Source organism: Streptomyces sp. NPDC001816, from assembly GCF_042892235.1.
In the GTDB taxonomy this organism is placed as follows: Bacteria; Actinomycetota; Actinomycetes; order Streptomycetales; family Streptomycetaceae; genus Streptomyces.
The window spans coordinates 185,897-204,430 of the sequence record NZ_JBIATY010000015.1; the positions used below are offsets into that span (position 1 = coordinate 185,897).

The 18,534-nt window shown below is 72.4% G+C and carries 14 protein-coding genes; 4 read left to right on the forward strand and 10 right to left on the reverse strand.

Annotated elements, in window-relative coordinates; genetic code table 11:
- Positions 1 to 53 precede the first annotated feature (53 nt).
- Positions 54 to 1,340, reverse strand: coding sequence for a hypothetical protein (locus ACFYZZ_RS38985; protein WP_389186841.1), 1,287 nt, complete (start codon positions 1,338 to 1,340; stop codon positions 54 to 56).
- 190 nt (positions 1,341 to 1,530) lie between these two features.
- On the opposite strand from ACFYZZ_RS38985, the gene ACFYZZ_RS38990 reads away from it, so the two are divergent.
- On the forward strand, positions 1,531 to 2,415 hold the full coding sequence (locus ACFYZZ_RS38990; RefSeq protein ID WP_389186844.1) for a DUF4429 domain-containing protein: 885 nt from the start codon (positions 1,531 to 1,533) through the stop codon (positions 2,413 to 2,415).
- Here the strand turns inward: ACFYZZ_RS38990 and ACFYZZ_RS38995 are convergent.
- Entirely contained in the window at positions 2,412 to 3,206 is a 795-nt protein-coding gene (locus ACFYZZ_RS38995) for a class II aldolase/adducin family protein (protein WP_145879589.1), read from the reverse strand. The genes ACFYZZ_RS38990 and ACFYZZ_RS38995 overlap by 4 nt on opposite strands.
- Before the next feature lie 140 nt (positions 3,207 to 3,346).
- On the opposite strand from ACFYZZ_RS38995, the gene ACFYZZ_RS39000 reads away from it, so the two are divergent.
- Positions 3,347 to 3,814, forward strand: a complete 468-nt coding sequence (locus ACFYZZ_RS39000; protein WP_389186847.1) for a pyridoxamine 5'-phosphate oxidase family protein — start codon at positions 3,347 to 3,349, stop codon at positions 3,812 to 3,814.
- A gap of 15 nt (positions 3,815 to 3,829) precedes the next feature.
- On the opposite strand, the gene guaA is transcribed toward ACFYZZ_RS39000, so the two are convergent.
- Positions 3,830 to 5,410, reverse strand: a complete 1,581-nt coding sequence (gene guaA / locus ACFYZZ_RS39005) for a glutamine-hydrolyzing GMP synthase (RefSeq protein WP_389186850.1) — start codon at positions 5,408 to 5,410, stop codon at positions 3,830 to 3,832.
- 354 nt (positions 5,411 to 5,764) lie between these two features.
- Here guaA and ACFYZZ_RS39010 point away from each other — a divergent pair, with 354 nt between their 5' ends.
- Positions 5,765 to 6,031, forward strand: a complete 267-nt coding sequence (locus ACFYZZ_RS39010; RefSeq protein WP_389186852.1) for a chorismate mutase — start codon at positions 5,765 to 5,767, stop codon at positions 6,029 to 6,031.
- A gap of 684 nt (positions 6,032 to 6,715) precedes the next feature.
- Here ACFYZZ_RS39010 and ACFYZZ_RS39015 read toward each other — a convergent pair.
- The 4 genes from ACFYZZ_RS39015 to ACFYZZ_RS39030 all read right to left on the reverse strand — a co-directional run bounded on the left by ACFYZZ_RS39015 (position 6,716) and on the right by ACFYZZ_RS39030 (position 12,212).
- The gene (locus ACFYZZ_RS39015; protein ID WP_389186855.1) at positions 6,716 to 8,521 is read right to left on the reverse strand and encodes a GMC oxidoreductase; all 1,806 of its coding nucleotides are present in this window, start codon (positions 8,519 to 8,521) and stop codon (positions 6,716 to 6,718) included.
- 33 nt (positions 8,522 to 8,554) lie between these two features.
- Entirely contained in the window at positions 8,555 to 10,168 is a 1,614-nt protein-coding gene (locus ACFYZZ_RS39020) for a succinic semialdehyde dehydrogenase (protein WP_386578370.1), read from the reverse strand.
- Positions 10,169 to 10,295: 127 nt separating this feature from the next.
- Complete coding sequence (locus ACFYZZ_RS39025) at positions 10,296 to 11,264, reverse strand: serine/threonine-protein kinase (protein WP_389186858.1); 969 nt, start codon at positions 11,262 to 11,264, stop codon at positions 10,296 to 10,298.
- Between the two features lie 45 nt (positions 11,265 to 11,309).
- On the reverse strand, positions 11,310 to 12,212 hold the full coding sequence (locus tag ACFYZZ_RS39030) for an MBL fold metallo-hydrolase (RefSeq protein WP_389186861.1): 903 nt from the start codon (positions 12,210 to 12,212) through the stop codon (positions 11,310 to 11,312).
- A gap of 86 nt (positions 12,213 to 12,298) precedes the next feature.
- Here ACFYZZ_RS39030 and ACFYZZ_RS39035 point away from each other — a divergent pair, with 86 nt between their 5' ends.
- A complete protein-coding gene (locus ACFYZZ_RS39035; protein ID WP_389186864.1) occupies positions 12,299 to 13,234 on the forward strand; it encodes an AraC family transcriptional regulator in 936 nt (311 codons plus the stop codon).
- On the opposite strand, the gene ACFYZZ_RS39040 is transcribed toward ACFYZZ_RS39035, so the two are convergent.
- The 3 genes from ACFYZZ_RS39040 to ACFYZZ_RS39050 form a co-directional block, all read right to left on the reverse strand.
- Entirely contained in the window at positions 13,221 to 14,813 is a 1,593-nt protein-coding gene (locus tag ACFYZZ_RS39040; RefSeq protein ID WP_389186867.1) for a serine/threonine-protein kinase, read from the reverse strand. The genes ACFYZZ_RS39035 and ACFYZZ_RS39040 overlap by 14 nt on opposite strands.
- 52 nt (positions 14,814 to 14,865) lie before the next feature.
- Positions 14,866 to 16,650 carry a protein kinase gene (locus ACFYZZ_RS39045; RefSeq protein WP_389186870.1) on the reverse strand — a complete coding sequence of 595 codons (1,785 nt, stop codon included), beginning with the start codon at positions 16,648 to 16,650 and terminating at the stop codon, positions 14,866 to 14,868.
- A 64-nt stretch (positions 16,651 to 16,714) separates the two neighbouring features.
- A complete protein-coding gene (locus ACFYZZ_RS39050; protein ID WP_389186873.1) occupies positions 16,715 to 18,412 on the reverse strand; it encodes a serine/threonine-protein kinase in 1,698 nt (565 codons plus the stop codon).
- Positions 18,413 to 18,534 lie beyond the last annotated feature (122 nt).

Sequence of the window (18,534 nt, forward strand, 5' to 3'; positions counted from 1 at the left end):
TCAGATCCAGGCCAGGATCTGCCGCACGGCCTTCGCGCACCGCTCCCCTGCCCTTACTCCGTCACCTGGACTATGCACCGGTTGGTCGCCACTCCGGCCGCCGTGACCACCTGTACCTCCACCGAGCCGGGCTCCACCTCGACCGGGACCGGGACGGTCAGGACGGTGTCCGTGGGGTTGCGGAAGCCGCCGGTGACGGGCACCAGGGGGACGCGGACGTCGACCGCGCCGATGCGCACGACCATGCGGGAGAGGCGGTCGGCGCTGCGGGCGCCGTGCGGGACGAAGCCGGTGCCGCGGATCTCGATGTCGTCGCCGGTGCGGATCGGTCCGTCCAGGTCACCGGGCTCACGGGCGCGGACCACGGAGAGGATCACCGGGCGGCCGCCCTCGGCGTACTTGCCGGCCAGGTAGGTCGCGGCCGAGATCAGCACGACGACGGCGAGGCCCCAGGGCAGGTCGGGCAGTTGGTCGGGGCGGCGGGCCAGCCGTACCGCGGCGAAGGTCAGGGCGACGGCGCTGATGACGACGTACTGGATGTCGGCGAAGGCGCCCCGGCCGGAGTCGTCGGTCAGCAGGTCGGCGGCGCGCGGCCGGTGGGCCGGCACCTTCTGCAGCCGCAGGCCGAGGATGCGCAGGCCGACCACCCGGCGGACCAGCACGGCGATGCCGCACACCACGGCGAGGACGGTCACCACGCCCGCCCCGCGCGCGAGGTCGAGGCCGGAGAGCAGCGCGTCGCGTCCGGCGTGGTCGGAGGCGGCGGCCAGGCGGCCCGCCAGCAGCAGCACCGCGTAGACGACGAACAGCACCCAGCAGGCGGCCACCGTACGGGAGGTGGACATCCGGTTGTCCTCACCGATGACGGGGGCCAGGACTCCGCCGCGTGCCCGGTGGAACCAGGAGGCGGCGGTGAGGGCCGCCGCGACGACGAGCGCGGCGAGCAGTGCGGCCGTACGGGCGCCGGTCCAGTCCGCGCCGACCGCGGTGAGCGACTCGGCGAGCAGCAGGGCGACGACCGCGCCCCACACCGCGCACGCCGTGCGCAGCCACAGCCGGGCGAGCCAGGCCTCGCCCTCCGCCCGGCCCCGTTCGGCGACGGCCTCCGCCTGCTCGGTCAGCTCCGCGGAGACCCACTGGCGGGAGGCGGACGCCGAGTGCGCCACGCCCGCCGGCAGGCCCTGCCCGGCCGCGAACTCGTCACGGGCGCGCAGGAACGCGGCGACGGCCCGCCGATGCCCCTCGCGGGCCCCGTGCGGACAGTCCCCGCAGGCGCAGCCGCCTCCGTGCGCCCCTTCGGCACCCGTTGCCGCGCCCTGCCTCGCCTCCTGCACCGCCACGCCCGACGCCCGCCTTCCCCTCGGCCCGACACACGGCCGACGACCCCCTCTGCGGGCCGTCCCGCCGCCGTGCAACTCCCCTGTGTCGAGAGCGAATTGTGCCCTACGCAGGGCCGTTCCGGCCCCTGTGTCCGGGTCCCGGAGGGTGAAGTTCGGGCCGCTGTGTTGACCCAGCTGCGAGAATCTCCCCATGGCCGAGATCATCCAGCGGGACGGCACCTGGGCGTTCGACGGCAGCACGATCCGGATCACCCCCGGACTCCACCGTTCCGTACCGCTGTTCCGGCAGACGTACGGGGAGATCGCCGTGCCGCTGGAAGCGGTGTCGGGCGTCGGTTACGAACCCCAGCGCAAGCGGGGCCTGCTGCGGATGCGGCTGCGCGAGGGCGCCGACCCGCTGCTGCAGGCCACGGGCGGGCGACTCCCGGAGGCGGCCGACCCCTACCGGCTGGCCGTGGACGCGGACCGCGGCGGGGTCGCCGAGTTCGTCGCCGAGGAGATCCGGCACGCACTGCTGCTCGACCAGGTCCCCAAGGAGCCCACGGCGGCCTACCTCCTGCCGGGGCCGCCGGTACCGGTCTCGGTGCGCTCCTCCGACGGCACGGTCTGCTTCGACGGCACGCAGGTGCGCATCGACTGGGCCGACACCTCCGACCGGGTCAAGCGCGCGACCGGCCCGCGGATCATCGGCCTCGGCGACCTGGTCCAGGTCGAGTGGCTGCCCAACTCCGGCTACGAGGACGGCTTCCTCAGGTTCGTGACCCGGGAGACGGCGTTCTCCAAGCTGCCGCCCGAGCGGGACCCCTACACCCTCGACCTGTGGGGCAGTGTCCGGCGCGACCTGCTGACCGCGCTGGTCGCGGCGGCCGTCACCGCCCGGCTGCCGCATCCCTCCACCCGCACCGGCGGCGCGTCCACGGACCGGGACCGGCCGCCGGCCACCGTACCGGCGCAGCCCGACCACCACGACGTACTGCTGCGCCGGCTGCGAGAGCTGGGCGAGCTGCACCGCGACGGGGTGCTCACGGACGAGGAGTTCGCGCAGACGAAGGCCACCATCCTGCGGGGCTTCTAGCTGAGCAGATCCGGTTCGCTGCGGCTGATGTCCTGCCACAGCGGCTGGTAGTTGATCCAGCCCACCAGGTCGCCGCCGAGCTGTTCGCGGGTGGCCACGGCCTGCTTGTGGTCGATCAGGACGGGCCGGCCGGCCGCCTTCGCCATCAGCTGGACCTGGCAGGACCGCTCCAGCGACATGAACCACCAGGCCGCCGCGTCCACCGAGTCCCCGACGGTCAGCAGCCCGTGGTTGCGCAGCACGAGCGCCTTGCGGGAGCCGAGGGCCGTGGCGATACGGCGGCCTTCGTCGGCGTCGACGGTGACGCCGGTGTAGGCGTCGTAGAGCGCCACGTCCTCGTAGAAGGCGCAGCTCTCCTGGGTGATCGGGTCGATCAGGTCGCCGAGCGCGGCGACGGCCCGGCCGTGCACGGAGTGGCAGTGGGCGACGGCGACGACGTCGGGGCGGGCGGCGTGGACCTGGGCGTGCACGGTGAACGCGGCCTGGTTGACGTGGTAGCGGCCCTCGACGACCTGTCCGTCCTGGTTGGCGAGGACGAGATCGCTGACGGTGACGTGCTTGAACGGCATCCCGAACGGGTTGACCCAGAAGCAGTCGCTGAACTCGGGGTCGCGCGCGGTGATGTGGCCCGACACCCCGTCCTCGAATCCGGCGCGCCCGAAGATCCGCAAGGCGCCCGCGAGCCGCTCCTTGCGGTGCCGGCGCTCGTCCTCGACCGAGTCGTGCATCGGCGGCATGGCGAACTGCAGCTGGTCGGTGGGCAGCGGCAGGGGCGGGGTGGGCCCGTGCATAGGTCCTCCAGCGTGGGGAGTGCTGTACGGGCCGGAAGTTACCGCCGGTCAGCGCAAAAGGGCAGAGCTGTTTTGTAAAGATGACGTACGCAGCGAATACCCGACAGAGGATGTCCGGTTTGCCGGTGAGACTGGCACGTATGAACTGGGCAGCCTTCACCACCGCCGCACCCGAACTGTCGAAGATCACCGAGGAGCGCTTCGGCGCCTACCGGCACCACGTCCTCGCGTCCCTGCGCAGGGACGGGTCCCCCCGCACGTCCGGCCTGGAGGTCCGCTTCCTGGGCGGAGAGCTGTGGCTCGGCATGATGCCGCGCTCCCTGAAGGCCCTCGACCTGCTGCGCGACCCACGCTTCGCGCTCCAGGCGAATCCGGGCGACGGCACCGGCATGGGCGGCGGGGACATCCGGATCAGCGGCCGGGCGTTCGAGGTCGTGGACGGCGCGGCCAAGGCGGCATACGTCGAAGAGGTGGAACCGCCGCAGCCGTTCCACCTCTTCCGCACCGAGCTGACGGAGGTCGTACGGACCTACGTCGAGGACGAGAAGTACCTGGTCACCCAGGTCTGGAAGCCCGGAGAGCCGGTGCGCGCTCTCAAGCGGACGTGATCCTCAGGAGGGGGACTACTCCCACTCGATGGTGCCCGGCGGCTTCGACGTCACGTCGAGGACGACCCGGTTGACGTCCCGGACCTCGTTGGTGATCCGGGTCGAGATGCGGGCGAGGACGTCGTACGGCAGACGCGACCAGTCGGCGGTCATGGCGTCCTCGGAGGAGACCGGGCGCAGGACGATCGGGTGGCCGTAGGTGCGGCCGTCGCCCTGGACGCCGACCGAGCGGACGTCCGCGAGCAGGACCACCGGGCACTGCCAGATGTCCCGGTCCAGGCCGGCCGCGGTCAGCTCCTCGCGGGCGATGGCGTCGGCGTCCCGGAGCAGGTCCAGGCGCTCCTTGGTGACCTCGCCGACGATCCGGATGCCGAGGCCGGGGCCCGGGAAGGGCTGGCGCTGGACGATCTCCTCCGGCAGGCCCAGCTCCTGGCCGACCATCCGGACCTCGTCCTTGAAGAGCTTGCGGAGCGGCTCGATGAGCTTGAACTCCAGGTCCTCGGGGAGGCCGCCGACGTTGTGGTGCGACTTGATGTTGGCGGTGCCGGTGCCGCCGCCGGACTCGACCACGTCCGGGTACAGGGTGCCCTGGACCAGGAACTCCACGGCCGGGCCCTCGTCGGCGATGATCTCGGCCTGCGCCTGCTCGAAGACGCGGATGAACTCGCGGCCGATGATCTTCCGCTTCTCCTCGGGGTCCGAGACCCCGGCGAGCGCGTTGAGGAAGCGCTCCTCGGCGTCGACGACGACCAGCTTGACGCCGGTCGCGGCCACGAAGTCCTTCTCGACCTGCTCGGTCTCGCCCTTGCGCATCAGACCGTGGTCGACGTACACGCAGGTCAGCTGGTCACCGATGGCGCGGGCGACGAGGGCGGCGGCGACGGCGGAGTCCACGCCGCCGGACAGACCGCAGATCGCGCGCTTGTCTCCGACCTGCTCGCGGATCGCGGCGACCTGCTCCTCGATCACGTTGCCCGTGGTCCAGGACGGAGTCAGACCCGCGCCGCGGTACAGGAAGTGCTCCAGCACCTGCTGGCCGTGCGTGGAGTGCATGACCTCGGGGTGGTACTGGACGCCGTAGAGCTTCTTCTCGTCGTTCTCGAAGGCGGCGACCGGAACGACGTCCGTGGACGCGGTCACGGTGAAGCCCTCGGGGGCGGCGGAGCAGGCGTCGCCGTGCGACATCCACACGTGCTGCTCGGCCGGGGTGCCCTCGAAGAGGGTGGAGGACGTGCGGGAGACGTGCAGGTCGGTACGGCCGTACTCGCGGGCGCCGGTGTTGTCGACGGTGCCGCCGAGGACCTCTGCCATGAGCTGGAAGCCGTAGCACATGCCGAAGACGGGGACGCCGGCCTCGAAGAGCTCGCGGCCGAGGCGGGGGGCGCCCTCCTCGTACACGGACGAGGGGCCGCCGGAGAGGATGATCGCCGCGGGCTTCTTGGCGAGCATCTCCTGGACCGGCATGGTGCTCGGCACGATCTCGCTGTAGACCCGCGCCTCGCGGACACGGCGGGCGATGAGCTGGGCGTACTGCGCGCCGAAGTCGACGACCAGGACGGTGTCGGGGGTGGCGGCAGCGGGAGTCGCTGATGACACGGGGTGCCTTCCGGCGGTTGGGCGGGGGTCTTTGCTACCGATTCTAACGGGGTGGGCGCGGGACCCATCGCCGTCCTCCTGGGGGCTCCGCCCCCAGACCCCCGGCCTATGCCCACCCACCACCCGACTCGGCCGGTCGAAAGAGTGCCGTGGCATACTGGCCCCATGCTCACGCAGACGACCCGCTTCTTTACCTATGGCACCCGGCCCGCCGGCTGCCATGGTCGTGCTGCTTGAGCTGACGCCAAGCGACTTCCCAGGGCGCCCCGGGCCGACAAGGCCCGGGGCGCCTGTCGTTTTCCGGGTTCTGTCGTTCCGGGGCATCCACCAGTCACCTCACCAGGAGCCCCCAGCATGAGCACCGCGGCCACGACCAGTCCGGACCAGACCATCGCAGACGCCCGCGAGCGCATCGACGCGCTCGACGACCGGATCATCGGGCTCATCCAGGAGCGGATGGCCGTGTCCACCGTCGTCCAGCAGACCCGCATCGCCTCCGGCGGCCGGCGGGTGAACCTCTCCCGCGAGATGGAGATCCTCGGCCGCTACCGCGAGGCCCTCGGCAAGCCGGGCACCAGCCTCGCGATGACGCTGCTGGAGCTGTGCCGGGGTCGCATCTGAGTTCGGTCCCGCTCTCACCCGTACGGCGCGTGACCGGCCCGCCGACCGCTTCGTTGATCCCGGTGTCCGTGCCAGCCAGGGGCGGGCCCGACAGAACCACGCGTGGCTCGCTGGAGCGATGAGGCGTACGGGTCGTGCCGTGCGCCGTGGGACCTCGCTCCAGAGAAGTGACCGGACGGCAGGGGACAGCAGCCCGGTCACCCAAGAGAACGGCCGGCTCCGGGGACGCCCGGGGCCGACCGGCGGAAAATTGCAAATATGCACCAGTGCCGGGTCAAACGGTTGCGGATGCCTCGCTCATCCAGCACGATGCGTAGAAAGCCCCCAAGTCCCCTCGCAGACAACGGCATTGCCCATCCCCGCCTGTCCGCCCGGGGTCGAGACCACAGGAGAGGCGGCGCAACCCCCCGGCGCCGCTCCCAGGCACCGGCGCCGCCCTGACGTCGGTGCTGACGAAAGAGGGCCCCGCGGCTCAAGCCCGCGGGGCCCTTTCGCCATCCCCGACACACGCCCACCACACGCCCCTCACGCGTGACTCACGTCACATAAAAATCGCGTGAGGCAGCGCAACCGTTCAGGCCCCTCGCTGATCAAACCTGCTGCCGGATCAAGAAGACGGTAAGAGCGAGGGACCTGCGTTCGGAGGGGGATGCAGGTCCCTCGGTGCTCTTCCGGTCGCACCGGCTACTTCTTCGGCGGCACCGCCGGGATCCCCAGGAACGGCAGCTTCAGCGCGCCGAACGCGTCCGCCGGGACCGCCGGGGTGCGCGGCTCCACCGGCTTCAGGCGTTCGTACACCGCTCCCTGCGCCGGACGCGGATCCTCCTCGCCCTTGTTCGGCCAGTACGACATGGCCCGCTCGGCCTGCGCGGTGATCGTCAGCGACGGGTTGACGCCCAGGTTCGCCGAGACCGCCGCGCCGTCCACGACCGAGATGCCGGGGTGGCCGTACAGCCGGTGGTACGGGTCGATCACGCCCGTCTCGGGGGAGGCGCCGATGGGGCAGCCGCCCAGGAAGTGCGCGGTCAGCGGGGTGCCCATCAGCTCGCCGACGTTGCTGCCCGCGAAGCCGTTGATCTCGGTGGCGAGAGCCGAAGCTGCCTCCGAGGCGGCCTTGATCTGCTTGGGGTTCGGCGCGCCGTGGCCCTGCCGGGCGGTGAGCAGGCCCTTGCCGACGCCGTCCGGCTTCAGGTACGTCGTCAGCGAGTTGTCCAGGGACTGCATCACCAGGCCGATGATGGTCCGCTCCGACCAGCGCCGGTTGGACAGGGAGCGGGCGACCAGCACGGGGTGGCGGGCCGCGTTGGCCAGCCAGGCCAGGACGCGCGAGGAGCCCTCGGCGTAGGGGACCTGGAGGATCGACAGGCCGCCCATCGAGTTGGAGCCCTTGCCGTAGCGGACGGGCTCGATGTGGGTGTTCTCGTCGGGGTGGATGGAGGACGTGATGGCGACCCCGCGGGTGAAGTCGGCCCTCGCCTCTCCGGTCGCCCTGCGGTAGCGGCGGTTGTCCGTCTGTGCGCCGACCAGCGCCTCGGAGTTGGTGCGGGTCAGGTCGCCGAGCCGGGCGGAGAGATAGGGCAGCTGGCCGCCGGACTTCATGCGGTGCAGCAGGGTCTGGGTGCCGTAGGTACCGGCCGCGATCACGACCCGCCGCGCGGTGAAGAGCCGGCCCCTGCCCTTCTTCTTCTGGTTCGTCGGCAGCGTTGCCACCGCGTAGCCGCCCCGCGAGTCGTCGGTGACGGACACGACCGTCGTCATGGGGTGGACCACCGCGCCCGCCTTCTCGGCGAGGTACAGGTAGTTCTCGTTCAGGGTGTTCTTCGCGCCGTGCCGGCAGCCGGTCATGCACTCGCCGCACTCGGTGCAGGCCTTGCGGGACGGGCCGGCCCCGCCGAAGTACGGGTCGTCGACCTGCCCGCCCGGCCGCGCCTTCGCCGTCCCGTCGGAGTCCTTGCCGTCACCGAAGAACACGCCGACCGGCGCCATGTGGAAGGTGTCGCCGACGCCCATCCGCTGTGCCGCCGCCTTCAGATGCACGTCGGAGGGGGTCATGGTGGGGTTGAGCCGGACGCCGAGCATGCGCTGCGCCTGGTCGTAGTACGGCTTCAGCTCCTCCTGCCAGTCGGTGATGTCCTTCCACTGCGGGTCGTCGAAGAAGGCCTTCGGCGGTACGTAGAGGGTGTTGGCGTAGTTGAGCGAGCCGCCGCCCACCCCGGCGCCCGCCAGCACCATCACGTTGCCCAGCAGGTGGATGCGCTGGATGCCGTACATGCCCAACTTGGGGGCCCACAGGTAGTTCTTCAGGTCCCAGGAGTTCTTCGGGAGGGTGTCGCGGGCGAAGCGGCGGCCGGCCTCCAGGACGCCCACCTTGTAGCCCTTCTCCGTCAGGCGCAGGGCGGTCACCGAGCCGCCGAACCCCGAACCCACGACGATGACGTCGTAGTCGTACCCGTCCTCGTCCCGGGTCTGGACAGACTTCTCCTGCGACACGTGCTCTCCTCGTCGAGAACGGGTTGTCTTGCTCTAGCGGAAGCGGAACGCCTTCATGAGGCGGAGGCTGCGGCTCATGAACGCCGCGTACTTCTCGTCGTCCATCCCCAGCGACGGCGCCATCGGCAGCAGCCGCTGCTCGGCCACCGTCTGGGCCTCGGTGTACTTGAGGATGCCCTCGGAGCCGTGACGGCGGCCGAGACCGGAGTCCTTCATGCCGCCCATCGGGGACTGGACGCTGCCGTAGGCGGGTGCGTAGCCGTCGTTGACGTTGACGGTGCCGGTGCGCAGCCGGGAGGCGATGTCCTGGCCGCGGCGGGCGCTCCTGGTCCACACGGACGCGTTCAGGCCGTACGGCGTGGAGTTGGCGCGCTCGACCGCCTCGTCGTCGGTCTTGAAGCGGTAGATCGACACGACCGGCCCGAAGGTCTCCTCCTCGCACACGGACATGGAGTCCTCGACGCCGTCGAGGATGGTCGGCTCGAAGAAGTACGGGCCGATGTCCGGGCGGGCCGCACCGCCCGCGACCAGCTTCGCGCCCTTGGCGACGGCCTCCTCCACGTGCCGTTCGACGGTCTTCAGCTGCCGTTCCCCGACCAGCGAGCCCATGTCGGCTCCGTAGGCGAGGGAGTTGCCGAGCCGCATGCCCCTGGTGCGGGCGGCGAAGCGCTCCAGGAAGGCGTCGGCGACGGACTCGTGGACGTACAGCCGCTCGATGGAGATGCAGAGTTGACCGGCGGAGGAGAAGCAGGCGCGTACGGCGCCGGCGGCGGCCTTCTCGATGTCGGCGTCGTCGAGCACCAGCATGGCGTTCTTGCCGCCGAGTTCGAGGGAGACGCCGACCAGGCGGGCCGCCGCACCTTGCGCGACCTCGCGCCCTGTGCGGGTGGAGCCGGTGAAGGAGACGTAGTCGGCGTGCCGGACGACTTCCGGGCCGACGACCGGGCCCTCGCCGAGCACGACCTGGAAGACGTCGGCGGGCAGTCCGGCCTCGATGAGCAGGTCACGCGCCCAGAGCGCGGTGAGGCAGGTCTCGGTGTCCGGCTTCATCACGACCGCGTTGCCGGCGACGAAGGCGGGCAGCGCGTCGCCGACCGACAGCTCCAGGGGGTAGTTCCAGGGGGCGATCTGACCGACGACGCCGCGCGGGTGACGGAGTTCGGTGACCTTCGTCAGGGTCGGCATGGCGCCCGCGTGCCGCTTGGGCCGCAGGTAGGCGGGGGCCTTGCGGCCGTAGTGGCGGGCGGCCACCGCGACGGCCTGGACCTCCTCGTGCGCGTGCAGGCGGGCCTTGCCGGTCTCCAGCTGGATGAGGTCGAGGACCTCTGCCTGCCGTTCGAGCACCAGGTCGTGGAAGCGGAGCAGCACGGCGGCCCGCTGCCGTACCGGCGTCCTCTCCCACACCGCCTGTGCGGCACGGGCGGCCTCGAAGGCCTTGAGCACGTCCTCGGGGGTGGACTCGGGCAGGTCGGCCAGCTTCTCGCCGGTGAACGGCGTGTGGTTGGCGGTACGGCCCGAGCCGACGACGCCCTTGGTCAGCTGGGCCACCAGTTCGGGGGTGACCACGTCGGCGGCGGTGCGGGCGCCCTCGGGGGCGGGCGCGAGGGGGTTGGTACCGGTGATGTCCGGGGCCTGCGAGTCCGTCATGACGCGCAGGGTATGCCGAGGCGAAGGCTTTGGGTACCCGTCGGTAACGGGGATTCACGGAGTGCACACACAACGCCAGTGATCACTGGCAGCAAATGTGCTGATCAGGGCGTTGTCGGGGTGACGATCACTCGGCTCCGGGTTTTTTCGCGAGGAGGAGACCGAGGGCGGCGAGGGGGGTGCGGCGGCGGGGGTCCGGGGTGGAGGTAGCGGTGGGGGTGGGGGTGGAGGTAGGTGACACGGGGACCGGGGCGGGACGCGCGGGCCGGGGTTCCGGTTCGGGTCGGGCTTCCTGCTCAGGCCGGGGTTCCGGCTCGGGCTCGGGTGTCGTCTCCGCCAGGGGCAGCACGCCCCCGCACGCCTCCAGCGCCGCCTCCAGCACCGCCGCGACCTCCTCCGCACCCGGCCGCGCCTCCGGCTCCGGTGCGTGCAGCCGGGTCAGCAGGGGGCCGAGCGGGCCGGCGTCCCCGCCCTCGACGGCGGCGGCGAGCAGCGCCCCGAGGGACCACAGGTCGGAGGCGGGGCCGGCACCGCGCCCCGACGCCCGCTCCGGCGCGACGAACTCGGCGGGCCCTTCTCCGGCGTGCCCGTCCCCGATCCCGAAGTCCGTGACGACGACCCGTCCGGTGCCGGACTCGATCAGGACGTTGGCGGGCTTGAGGTCACGGTGCACGATCCCTACGGCATGCGCGGCCCGGAGCGCCCCGAGGACGGCGAGCCCGACCCGGGCGGCCTCGGCGGGCTCCAGCGGCGCGCGCCCGACGACCTCCCGCAGCGACTCCCCGTGGACCAACTCCATGACGATCCAGGGGAGTCCGTCCTCGGTGACGACGTCGTACAGGGTGACGGCCGAGGGATGCCGTACCCGGGCGGCGGCGCGCGCCTCCGTGTGGAGGCGGTGCGCGATCCGCCGGCTCTCCTCGCCGTCGGCCGGATCCCCGGGCAGGACGGGCTCCTTGACGGCGACGTCCCGCTGGTCCTGCTCGTCCCGCGCCCGCCAGACGGTCCCGGACGGACCGGCGCCGAGGCGCTCCAGGAGCCGGTAGCGCCCACCGATCAGCTGTCCGTCGGGCGAGCGTTCGCCGTCTCCAGTCATGTCACATGAGTACCGTGCGCACCACGCCCTTGTCGAAGCGGGCGGTCAGGCAGCCCACCGGTTCAGGGTGAACTCCCCTTTCTCCTTGCGGACTTCGACGGCACCGGCGCCACCGAAGTGCGCGGGGACGACCAACGCCCCCTCGTCGGCCGCGCGTTCGAGCACCCGGAGCCGGGTCGCGGCCGCCTGCCGCGGGTCGAGGCAGAAGCAGCTGCTGCACTCGGGGTGCAGGATCTGCACCGGACTGTGCAGCAGGTCGCCGACGAACACGGCCCGCTCGCCGCGCGAGGCGAGGCGCAGCACGGAGGATCCCGGGGTGTGGCCGGGGGCGGCCTCCAGGACCAGATGCTCGTCGATGCGGTACTCGCCGTCCCACACCACGGACTGCCCGGCCCGGTGCACGGGCGCGACGCTGTCCTCGTAGACGAGCCGGTCGTCCACGCGCACCCCGCCTCCGTAGCCGCCCTCGGGCCCGAAGTGGTGGTCGTCGGCGGCCGGCAGGAGGTACCGGGCGCCGGGGAAGGACGGTACCCACACGCCGTCGGCGTCGCGGGTGTTCCAGCCGACATGGTCGCCGTGCAGATGTGTGTTGACGACGACGTCGACGTCCTGCGGGCGGACCCCGGCCCGCTCCAGGCGGTCCAGGAAGTCCCCCTGCCGTTGGTGGAAGAGCGGGTTGCCGGGACGCTCACGGCCGTTGCCGACGCCGGTGTCGACCAGCACCGTGCGCCCGCCGGAGCGCACCACCCAGGTCTGGAGCGCCACCACGGCACGGTCGCCACCGGGCTCCCGGTGGTCGGGGACGAGTTCCTCCTCGTGGGCGCTCCACACCTCGGGGCCGCAGTCCGGGACGAGGGCTCCGGCGGGCACGTACGGCCCCCGCCACTCGACGATACGGAGCACCTCGACGTCGCCGACCCTGAAGCTCTGCACATTGTCATCAGCCATACCGATGACCCTATGAGCCCGGACTGAACGTCCCAATGCTCATTCGGCTCTGTCGAATACGCCGTTGTCTCATACGCTGTTGTCTCATGGATGTGGTGAGCGATGCGATCTCGGCGGTCCGGGCGGGCCGGCCGTCCTCGAACCGGCTGCGGGTGCGCGGCAGCTGGAGCGTCCGGCTCGCGCCGTACGAGGGGGCGGGCTTCCATGTCGTCCTGAGCGGCGCGTGCCGGCTCGTGCCGGACGGGGGCGGCGACCCGGTGTCCCTGGGCACGGGGGACGTGGTGCTGCTGCCGCACGGGGCGGGACACGTGCTGGCGGACCGGGCGGCGGGAGCCGCCGAGGTGCGGCGGGCGGTGCCGTTCGAGGAGGTGCGGGACACGGACGTACGGCTTCCCGGGTCCGGCACCGGCGTCGAGCTGCTGTGCGGCAAGTACCGTCTCGACCGCAGTCGCACGCACCCGCTGCTGGCGGAGCTGCCGCAGGTGGTGCACCTGCCGCACCGGGTCGGCGACCATCCCGAACTGCGCACCGCCGTCGACCTGTTGGCGCGGGAGCTGGACGAGCGCCGGCCGGGCTCCTGCCTGGCCCTGCCGAGCCTGCTGGACCTTCTGCTGATCTACATGGTCCGCGCCTGGATGGCCGGGGCGGAGACGGGCGCGTGGCCGGCGGTGCTGAACGACCCGGTGACGACGGCCGCGCTGCGGGCCCTGCACTCCGATCCGGCTGCTCCCTGGACGGCCGACCGGCTGGCCGCGGAGGCGGGCGTCTCCCGCGCCACCCTGTCCCGCCGCTTCACCTCCCTGGTCGGCCGCCCCCCGATGGCGTACCTCACCTGGTGGCGCCTGACCATGGCGGCGACCCGGCTGCGCGACTCGGACGTGCCCCTGGCGACGGTGGCCCGGGAGACCGGCTACGGCAGCCCGTACGCCCTCTCGCACGCGTTCAGCCGGGAGTTCGGGACCACGCCGGGGCGGTACCGGGAGCGGGTCCGGGCCGCGGAGCCCGCCCTCACGGCGTCGTGAGGTCCAGGTTCGCGATCGCCGCCTTCGCCACCTCCCGGCCCCGGGCGGTGAAGTCGCCCTTGCCCGGGTAGCCGATGGTGAGCCGGTACAGGTCGCCGGACTTGGTGCGGTAGTAGAAGATCTGGATCTCCCGCGGGAGCGGGTTCGCGCTGTCGTCGGTCGTGTAGGCGACGGTGTTCGTGGCGGCCTGCCTGCCGCGGTACTTGGTGTTCTCGCCCGGGTGGGTCCTCGCGCCCTTGGCCATGTGGAGGTCGTAGTCGCCCTCGTTCTTGAACTTCTCGTCGTCGGCCCACATCTGGGCCACGGCGTTGCTCTTGATCTGGTCGCCGGAGTCCTCCGACTTCCTGGTCAGATCCAGGACGACCGAGATGCCGCCGCTCCAGTCCGTGTACGACACCCAGCTCTTGTCGGTGGCGTTCTTGTCCGGGCGGCCCACCTGGTAGGTCGCGGGGACGGCGAGGGTGGCCCCCAGCCTGGGGGCCGCCCGCTTCGTCCAGCCGTCCGGGAGCGGGCCGGCGAAGGGGTCGGCGAGGACGAGGTATCCGGCCGTCGCGGCCGCGACCACGGCGGCGCCGACGCCCAGCCAGACCTTCCGGCCCGGCCGCGCGGAGCGGGCGGCGGGCTCGGTGACCCGGACCTGCTGGGTGGGTTCCGGCGCCGGCGGGTCGGCGGCCGCCTCCAGCAGGGCGCGGACCTGCGCCGCCGTCGGACGGCGCGCGGGGTCCTTCTGGAGCAGGCCGTTGATGGCCTCGGCCAGCGGGCCCCGCGCGGTGGCGGGCGCGGCCGGGGCGGCGTTGAGGACGGACTGCAGGGTGGCCGGGGTGTTGCTGCGGCGGAACGGGGAGACGCCCTCGGTGGCCGTGTAGAGGACCACGCCCAGGGACCACAGGTCGCTCGCCGGGCCGGGGCGCTGCCCCAGCACCCGTTCCGGCGCGATGTACTCGGGCGAGCCGACGAAGCCGCCGGTGTCGGTCAGGTTCGTTTCGCCCTCGATCTGCGCGATGCCGAAGTCCGTGAGGACGACCCGGTCGTACCGGCCCAACAGCACGTTGTCCGGTTTCACGTCCCGGTGCAGGACGCCCGCCGCGTGCGCGGCCTCCAGCGCGCCGAGCACCTGCAGACCGGTCCGGGCCGCCTCGCGCGCGTCCAGCGTGCCCTCCTGGAGCGCGTCGCCCAGCGAACGCCCGCGCACCAGCTCCATCACGATCCACGGGCGGTCGTCGACGACCGCGACGTCGTACACGTCGACCACCGCGGGGTGGTCGAGCCGGGCCGCCGCGCGCGCCTCGCGGCGCATTCGCTCGAAGGCGTTGGCGCGTTCCCGCTCCGGAAGGTGCTCCGGGATCCTCGGCTCCTTGACGGCGACCTCGCGGTCCACCATCTCGTCCTTGGCCCGCCACACGGTGCCCATCCCACCGTGCCCGAGCTTGGCAAGCAGCCGGTACCGCCCGGCGATCAGCCGCCCGGCGCCCTGGTCGGGCACCACCGGAGGCCGAGGACCCGGGTTCGGGCTCGGTGGTTGCAGAACAAAACTCGTCGTGTCGTCGGCCGTGCGGCCGGCTCCCCCGTCACTGCTCATGGTTCATCCATATCGCGCCATGAGCGTCCCAGCCACAAGGAACGCGAACCGGTCACGAACCCGTGACCGAGAAGGTGTCCACGGCCACGTCGAAGTACTCCCGGGCCTCCTTGACCTGCCCGACCGGCGCCGACACCCACACGTCGTACATCCGGCCGCCCTCCTCCCAGCACACGTCGTAGGTGTGGCGCGCACCCTCCGCCGCGCTGAAGCCGTTCCAGGTGAACTCCCAGAGCGCGGCGGGGTGTCCGGCGTGCGTGGTCGTGGTGACCCGGCCGTCGTGGTAACCGGGGTTGGTGCTGGGCCCGTCGGCCGCCGACCGGTTCATCACTGCGGTGGGGCCGCCGGGTTCGGGCGCGGCGACCTTGATGCCGAGGCGGAAGGTCTGTCCCGGGGAGAGGTAGAAGACCCGCTCGCCCTGGCGTTCGCGGGTGAAGTCCTCCGGCACGGCGAGGGAGAAGCCGGCCGGGTCCCGGGCGGTGCGGTAGCCGGAGGGTGCGGTGTGCGTGGTGGCGGTCGCCGGTGCGCTGCTCGCGGTGGGTGTCGGGGACTTCGGGGCGCCGGTGGACGGGGAGTTGCCGGTGGAACGGGAGTTGCCGGTGGGCGCCGTCGGGCTGGTCGCCGTACCGCTCGGGGTGCCGCCTCCTCCGTCGCCGTCCTGGTTCAGCAGCAGCGCCGTCGCCGAGACGCCCGCGCCGGCCACCGCGGCCACGAGCAGCGCGGCGACCAGCACTCCGCGCGCGGACTGGCGTGCGGCCGGGGGCTGTTCGGCGGTGGGCGCGGGCGGGGTGAGCGGCCCGCGCGGCACGTCGTGCTCGGTGGGCGTGTAGGGGGTCACGGGCGCACGGCTTCTGGAGTCACCGAGCCGGGGCGTACGGCTTCTGGAGCCACCGGTCTCGGATGTACGGCCTCTCGTGTCACCGGTCCGGGGTGTACGACCCCTCGTGTCCCCGGTCCGGGGCGTGCGGGCCGAGCCCGGTGTGCCGCCCGGCGCGGCCGGGGTGCGGCCCGTCTCCAGGTACGTCCGCAGCATCTGCTCGGCTTCCGCCGCGCCCAGCCGGCGGTCGGGGTCGCGCTCCAGCAGGCCGAGTACGACGGGCAGCAACGGCTCGGCCTGGGCGGGTGGCCTGATGTCGGCGGCGACGACGGCGTGCAGGATGCCGCCGAGCGAGTCGCGCCGGAACGGCGACTCGCCGCTGAGCGCCGTGCACAGCAGCGCACCCACCGACCACAGGTCGGACTCCGGCCCGGTACGGACGCCGGACATCCGTTCCGGGGAGGTGTACTCGGGCGAGCCGACGAAGGAGCCGGTCTCGGTGAGCGTGGTGGCACCCGCGACCTGTGCGATGCCGAAGTCGGTGAGCACGACCCGGCCGGTGTCGGACTCGATCAGCACGTTCGCCGGTTTGATGTCCCGGTGCAGCACCCCGGCCGCGTGCGCGGTGCGCAGCGCGCTCAGCAGGTCGATGGCGATCCGGGCCGCCTCGGCGGCGTCGACCGGCCCGCCGGTGGCGATGCGGTCGGCGAGCGAGCCGCCGTCGATCAGCTCCATGACGAGGTACGGCCGTTCGTCCTGCTCGACCACGTCGTGCACGACGATGATGTGCGGGTGCCGCAGCTGCGCCACCGCCCGTGCCTCACGGAAGGTGCGCTCCCGGCGGCGACGGGCCTCGTCGTCCGTGAGGGAGTCGTCCGGGGCCAGCTCCTTGACCGCCACCTGACGGCCCAGCAACTCGTCGCTCGCCCGCCATACGACGCCCATTCCGCCGCGCCCGATCCGCGCCAGTAGGCGGTAACGGCCCGCGATCACACGGAAGTCGTCCCCCTCGGATCCCATGAGCCCCATCATGCCGCACCGGCCGCACGCCCTCCGGGGCGGTCATCGGCCAAGCCTCGGGGACTCAGCCGGCGTTCGGCTGCCAGCCCTGCAGGACCCACTTGAACTGCTTGCTCGTCGTCGCCCAGTCGGCGGCGGGCGTCGACATGTAGATGGCGTACTCGACGCCCTCGCGCGAGTAGTACGTCTCTTCGATGGCGTGTCGCGGGCCGGCCACGTAGGGCGGGTCCTTCTTCAGCGCGGTCCAGGTGTACTCCCACAGCGAGCCCTTGCAGTCGCGGTAGGTGTTCTCCTTCATGGTCACGGTCCTGTAGTCGATCAGCCGCTGGAGCTGCTGTTCCAGGTCCTTCTGGTGCTGGTAGGCGTCGGCGAAGTCCGGGTTGGTGTCGATGGCGATGCGGACGAAGTGCAAGCCGCCGTCGGGCGAGTAGTCGACCTGCTTGAGCTCGCCGCCGTTCTGGTACACCTTGCGCGTCCAGCCCTTGGGCAGGAGGAGGCTGAAGCCCAACGGGTCGTTCTGGCGCACCCAGCCGTCGGGGACCGCGCCCTCCGGACCCGGGCTGCTCTTGGCCGAGGTCGCGGGCGCCGGGGTCGCCCCGCCGCCCGTCTCGGCGTCCTGCTGCTTCGTGTCCCACTGTCTGAAGGCCACCGCGGCACCGCCGCCGAGCACGGCCGCGACGGCGACGACCAGCGCGAGCGTGCGCAGACGGCGCCGGGGGCGCGGGCGAGCCGGTGCCGTGGGCCCCACCGTGGTCGGGCCCATCCCCTGCGGGCCCACCTCCGTCGGACCGGTCACGGAACGCCCCGTGGCACCCGGCCCGGAGCCGTGGCCCGAGGCGCCGGCCCCGGAGGCGTACGACCCGCTGCCGTACGACCCACTGGTGTACGACCCGCCGGTGTCCACGCCCCGGCCCTGGGTCGGTACGAACGCCTGTGCGGCGTTCGGCCGGCGGCCCTCCGCCGCCTCGGCGAGCAGCTGCTCCGTCTCCTCCGCGTTCGGCCGCTGGGCCGGCTCCTTGCGCAGCAGGGCCGTGATGACGGGGCCGAGCGCATCCGCGTGGCGGAGGTCCTCGGCCTCCTCCTCGACGACCGCCTGCATGGTGCTCAGCGGCGAGGTGCGGCGGAACGGCGAGCGGCCCTCGACCGCCGTGTACAGCGTGGCGCCGAGCGCCCACAGGTCCGAGGACGGGCCGGGGTCGTGACCGCGCACCCGCTCGGGCGCGAGGTAGTCGACCGAGCCGACGACCTCGCCGGTGCGGGTGATGGTGGTGTCGCCCTCGATCTGGGCGATGCCGAAGTCGGTGAGCAGCACCCGGCCGTCCCGGCCGAGCAGCACGTTGCCGGGCTTGACGTCCCGGTGCAGCACGCCGGCGGAGTGCGCGGCGCGCAGCGCCCGCAGCACCCACAGGCCGATCCGGGCGGCCTCGCGCGCGTCGAGGCGGCCGCGGTCCTTGACCGCGTCGGCCAGCGAGCGGCCCTCGACCAGCTCCATCACGATCCACGGGCGGCCGTCGTGTTCGAGCACGTCATGGACGGTGACGACGGCGGAGTGGTTGATACGCGCGGCGGCGCGGGCCTCCGCCCGGGTGCGGGCGAGCAGAACGGCCCGGTCGCTCTCGGAAACGTAGAGCGCGGCGGTCAACTCCTTGACGGCCACCGTCCGGTGGAGCACCTCGTCGTGGGCGCGCCACACCCGGCCCATGCCGCCGCTCCCGATGGATTCGGCAAGCCGGTAGCGGCCCGCTATCAGCAGGCCCTGCATCTGATTCACGTTGCCCCGCAATGCTCTTGACAGGGTCAGACTAAGGACCGGCCTGCCCGCTGGGAACACGCGGGGTGCCAAGGTGACAGTCCTGTGACGGTTGTCCCTGCCCCCGTGTACAG

Excerpts from the sequence above, each read along its gene's own strand:
- ACFYZZ_RS38990 (WP_389186844.1), top strand. The coding sequence starts at position 1,531 with ATGGCCGAGATCATCCAGCGGGACGGCACCTGGGCGTTCGACGGCAGC.
- ACFYZZ_RS38995 (WP_145879589.1), bottom strand. The coding sequence starts at position 3,206 with ATGCACGGGCCCACCCCGCCCCTGCCGCTGCCCACCGACCAGCTGCAG.
- ACFYZZ_RS39000 (WP_389186847.1), top strand. The coding sequence starts at position 3,347 with ATGAACTGGGCAGCCTTCACCACCGCCGCACCCGAACTGTCGAAGATC.
- ACFYZZ_RS39010 (WP_389186852.1), top strand. The coding sequence starts at position 5,765 with ATGAGCACCGCGGCCACGACCAGTCCGGACCAGACCATCGCAGACGCC.
- ACFYZZ_RS39020 (WP_386578370.1), bottom strand. The coding sequence starts at position 10,168 with ATGACGGACTCGCAGGCCCCGGACATCACCGGTACCAACCCCCTCGCG.
- ACFYZZ_RS39025 (WP_389186858.1), bottom strand. The coding sequence starts at position 11,264 with ATGACTGGAGACGGCGAACGCTCGCCCGACGGACAGCTGATCGGTGGG.
- ACFYZZ_RS39030 (WP_389186861.1), bottom strand. The coding sequence starts at position 12,212 with ATGGCTGATGACAATGTGCAGAGCTTCAGGGTCGGCGACGTCGAGGTG.
- ACFYZZ_RS39035 (WP_389186864.1), top strand. The coding sequence starts at position 12,299 with ATGGATGTGGTGAGCGATGCGATCTCGGCGGTCCGGGCGGGCCGGCCG.
- ACFYZZ_RS39040 (WP_389186867.1), bottom strand. The coding sequence starts at position 14,813 with ATGAGCAGTGACGGGGGAGCCGGCCGCACGGCCGACGACACGACGAGT.
- ACFYZZ_RS39045 (WP_389186870.1), bottom strand. The coding sequence starts at position 16,650 with ATGGGATCCGAGGGGGACGACTTCCGTGTGATCGCGGGCCGTTACCGC.
- ACFYZZ_RS39050 (WP_389186873.1), bottom strand. The coding sequence starts at position 18,412 with ATGCAGGGCCTGCTGATAGCGGGCCGCTACCGGCTTGCCGAATCCATC.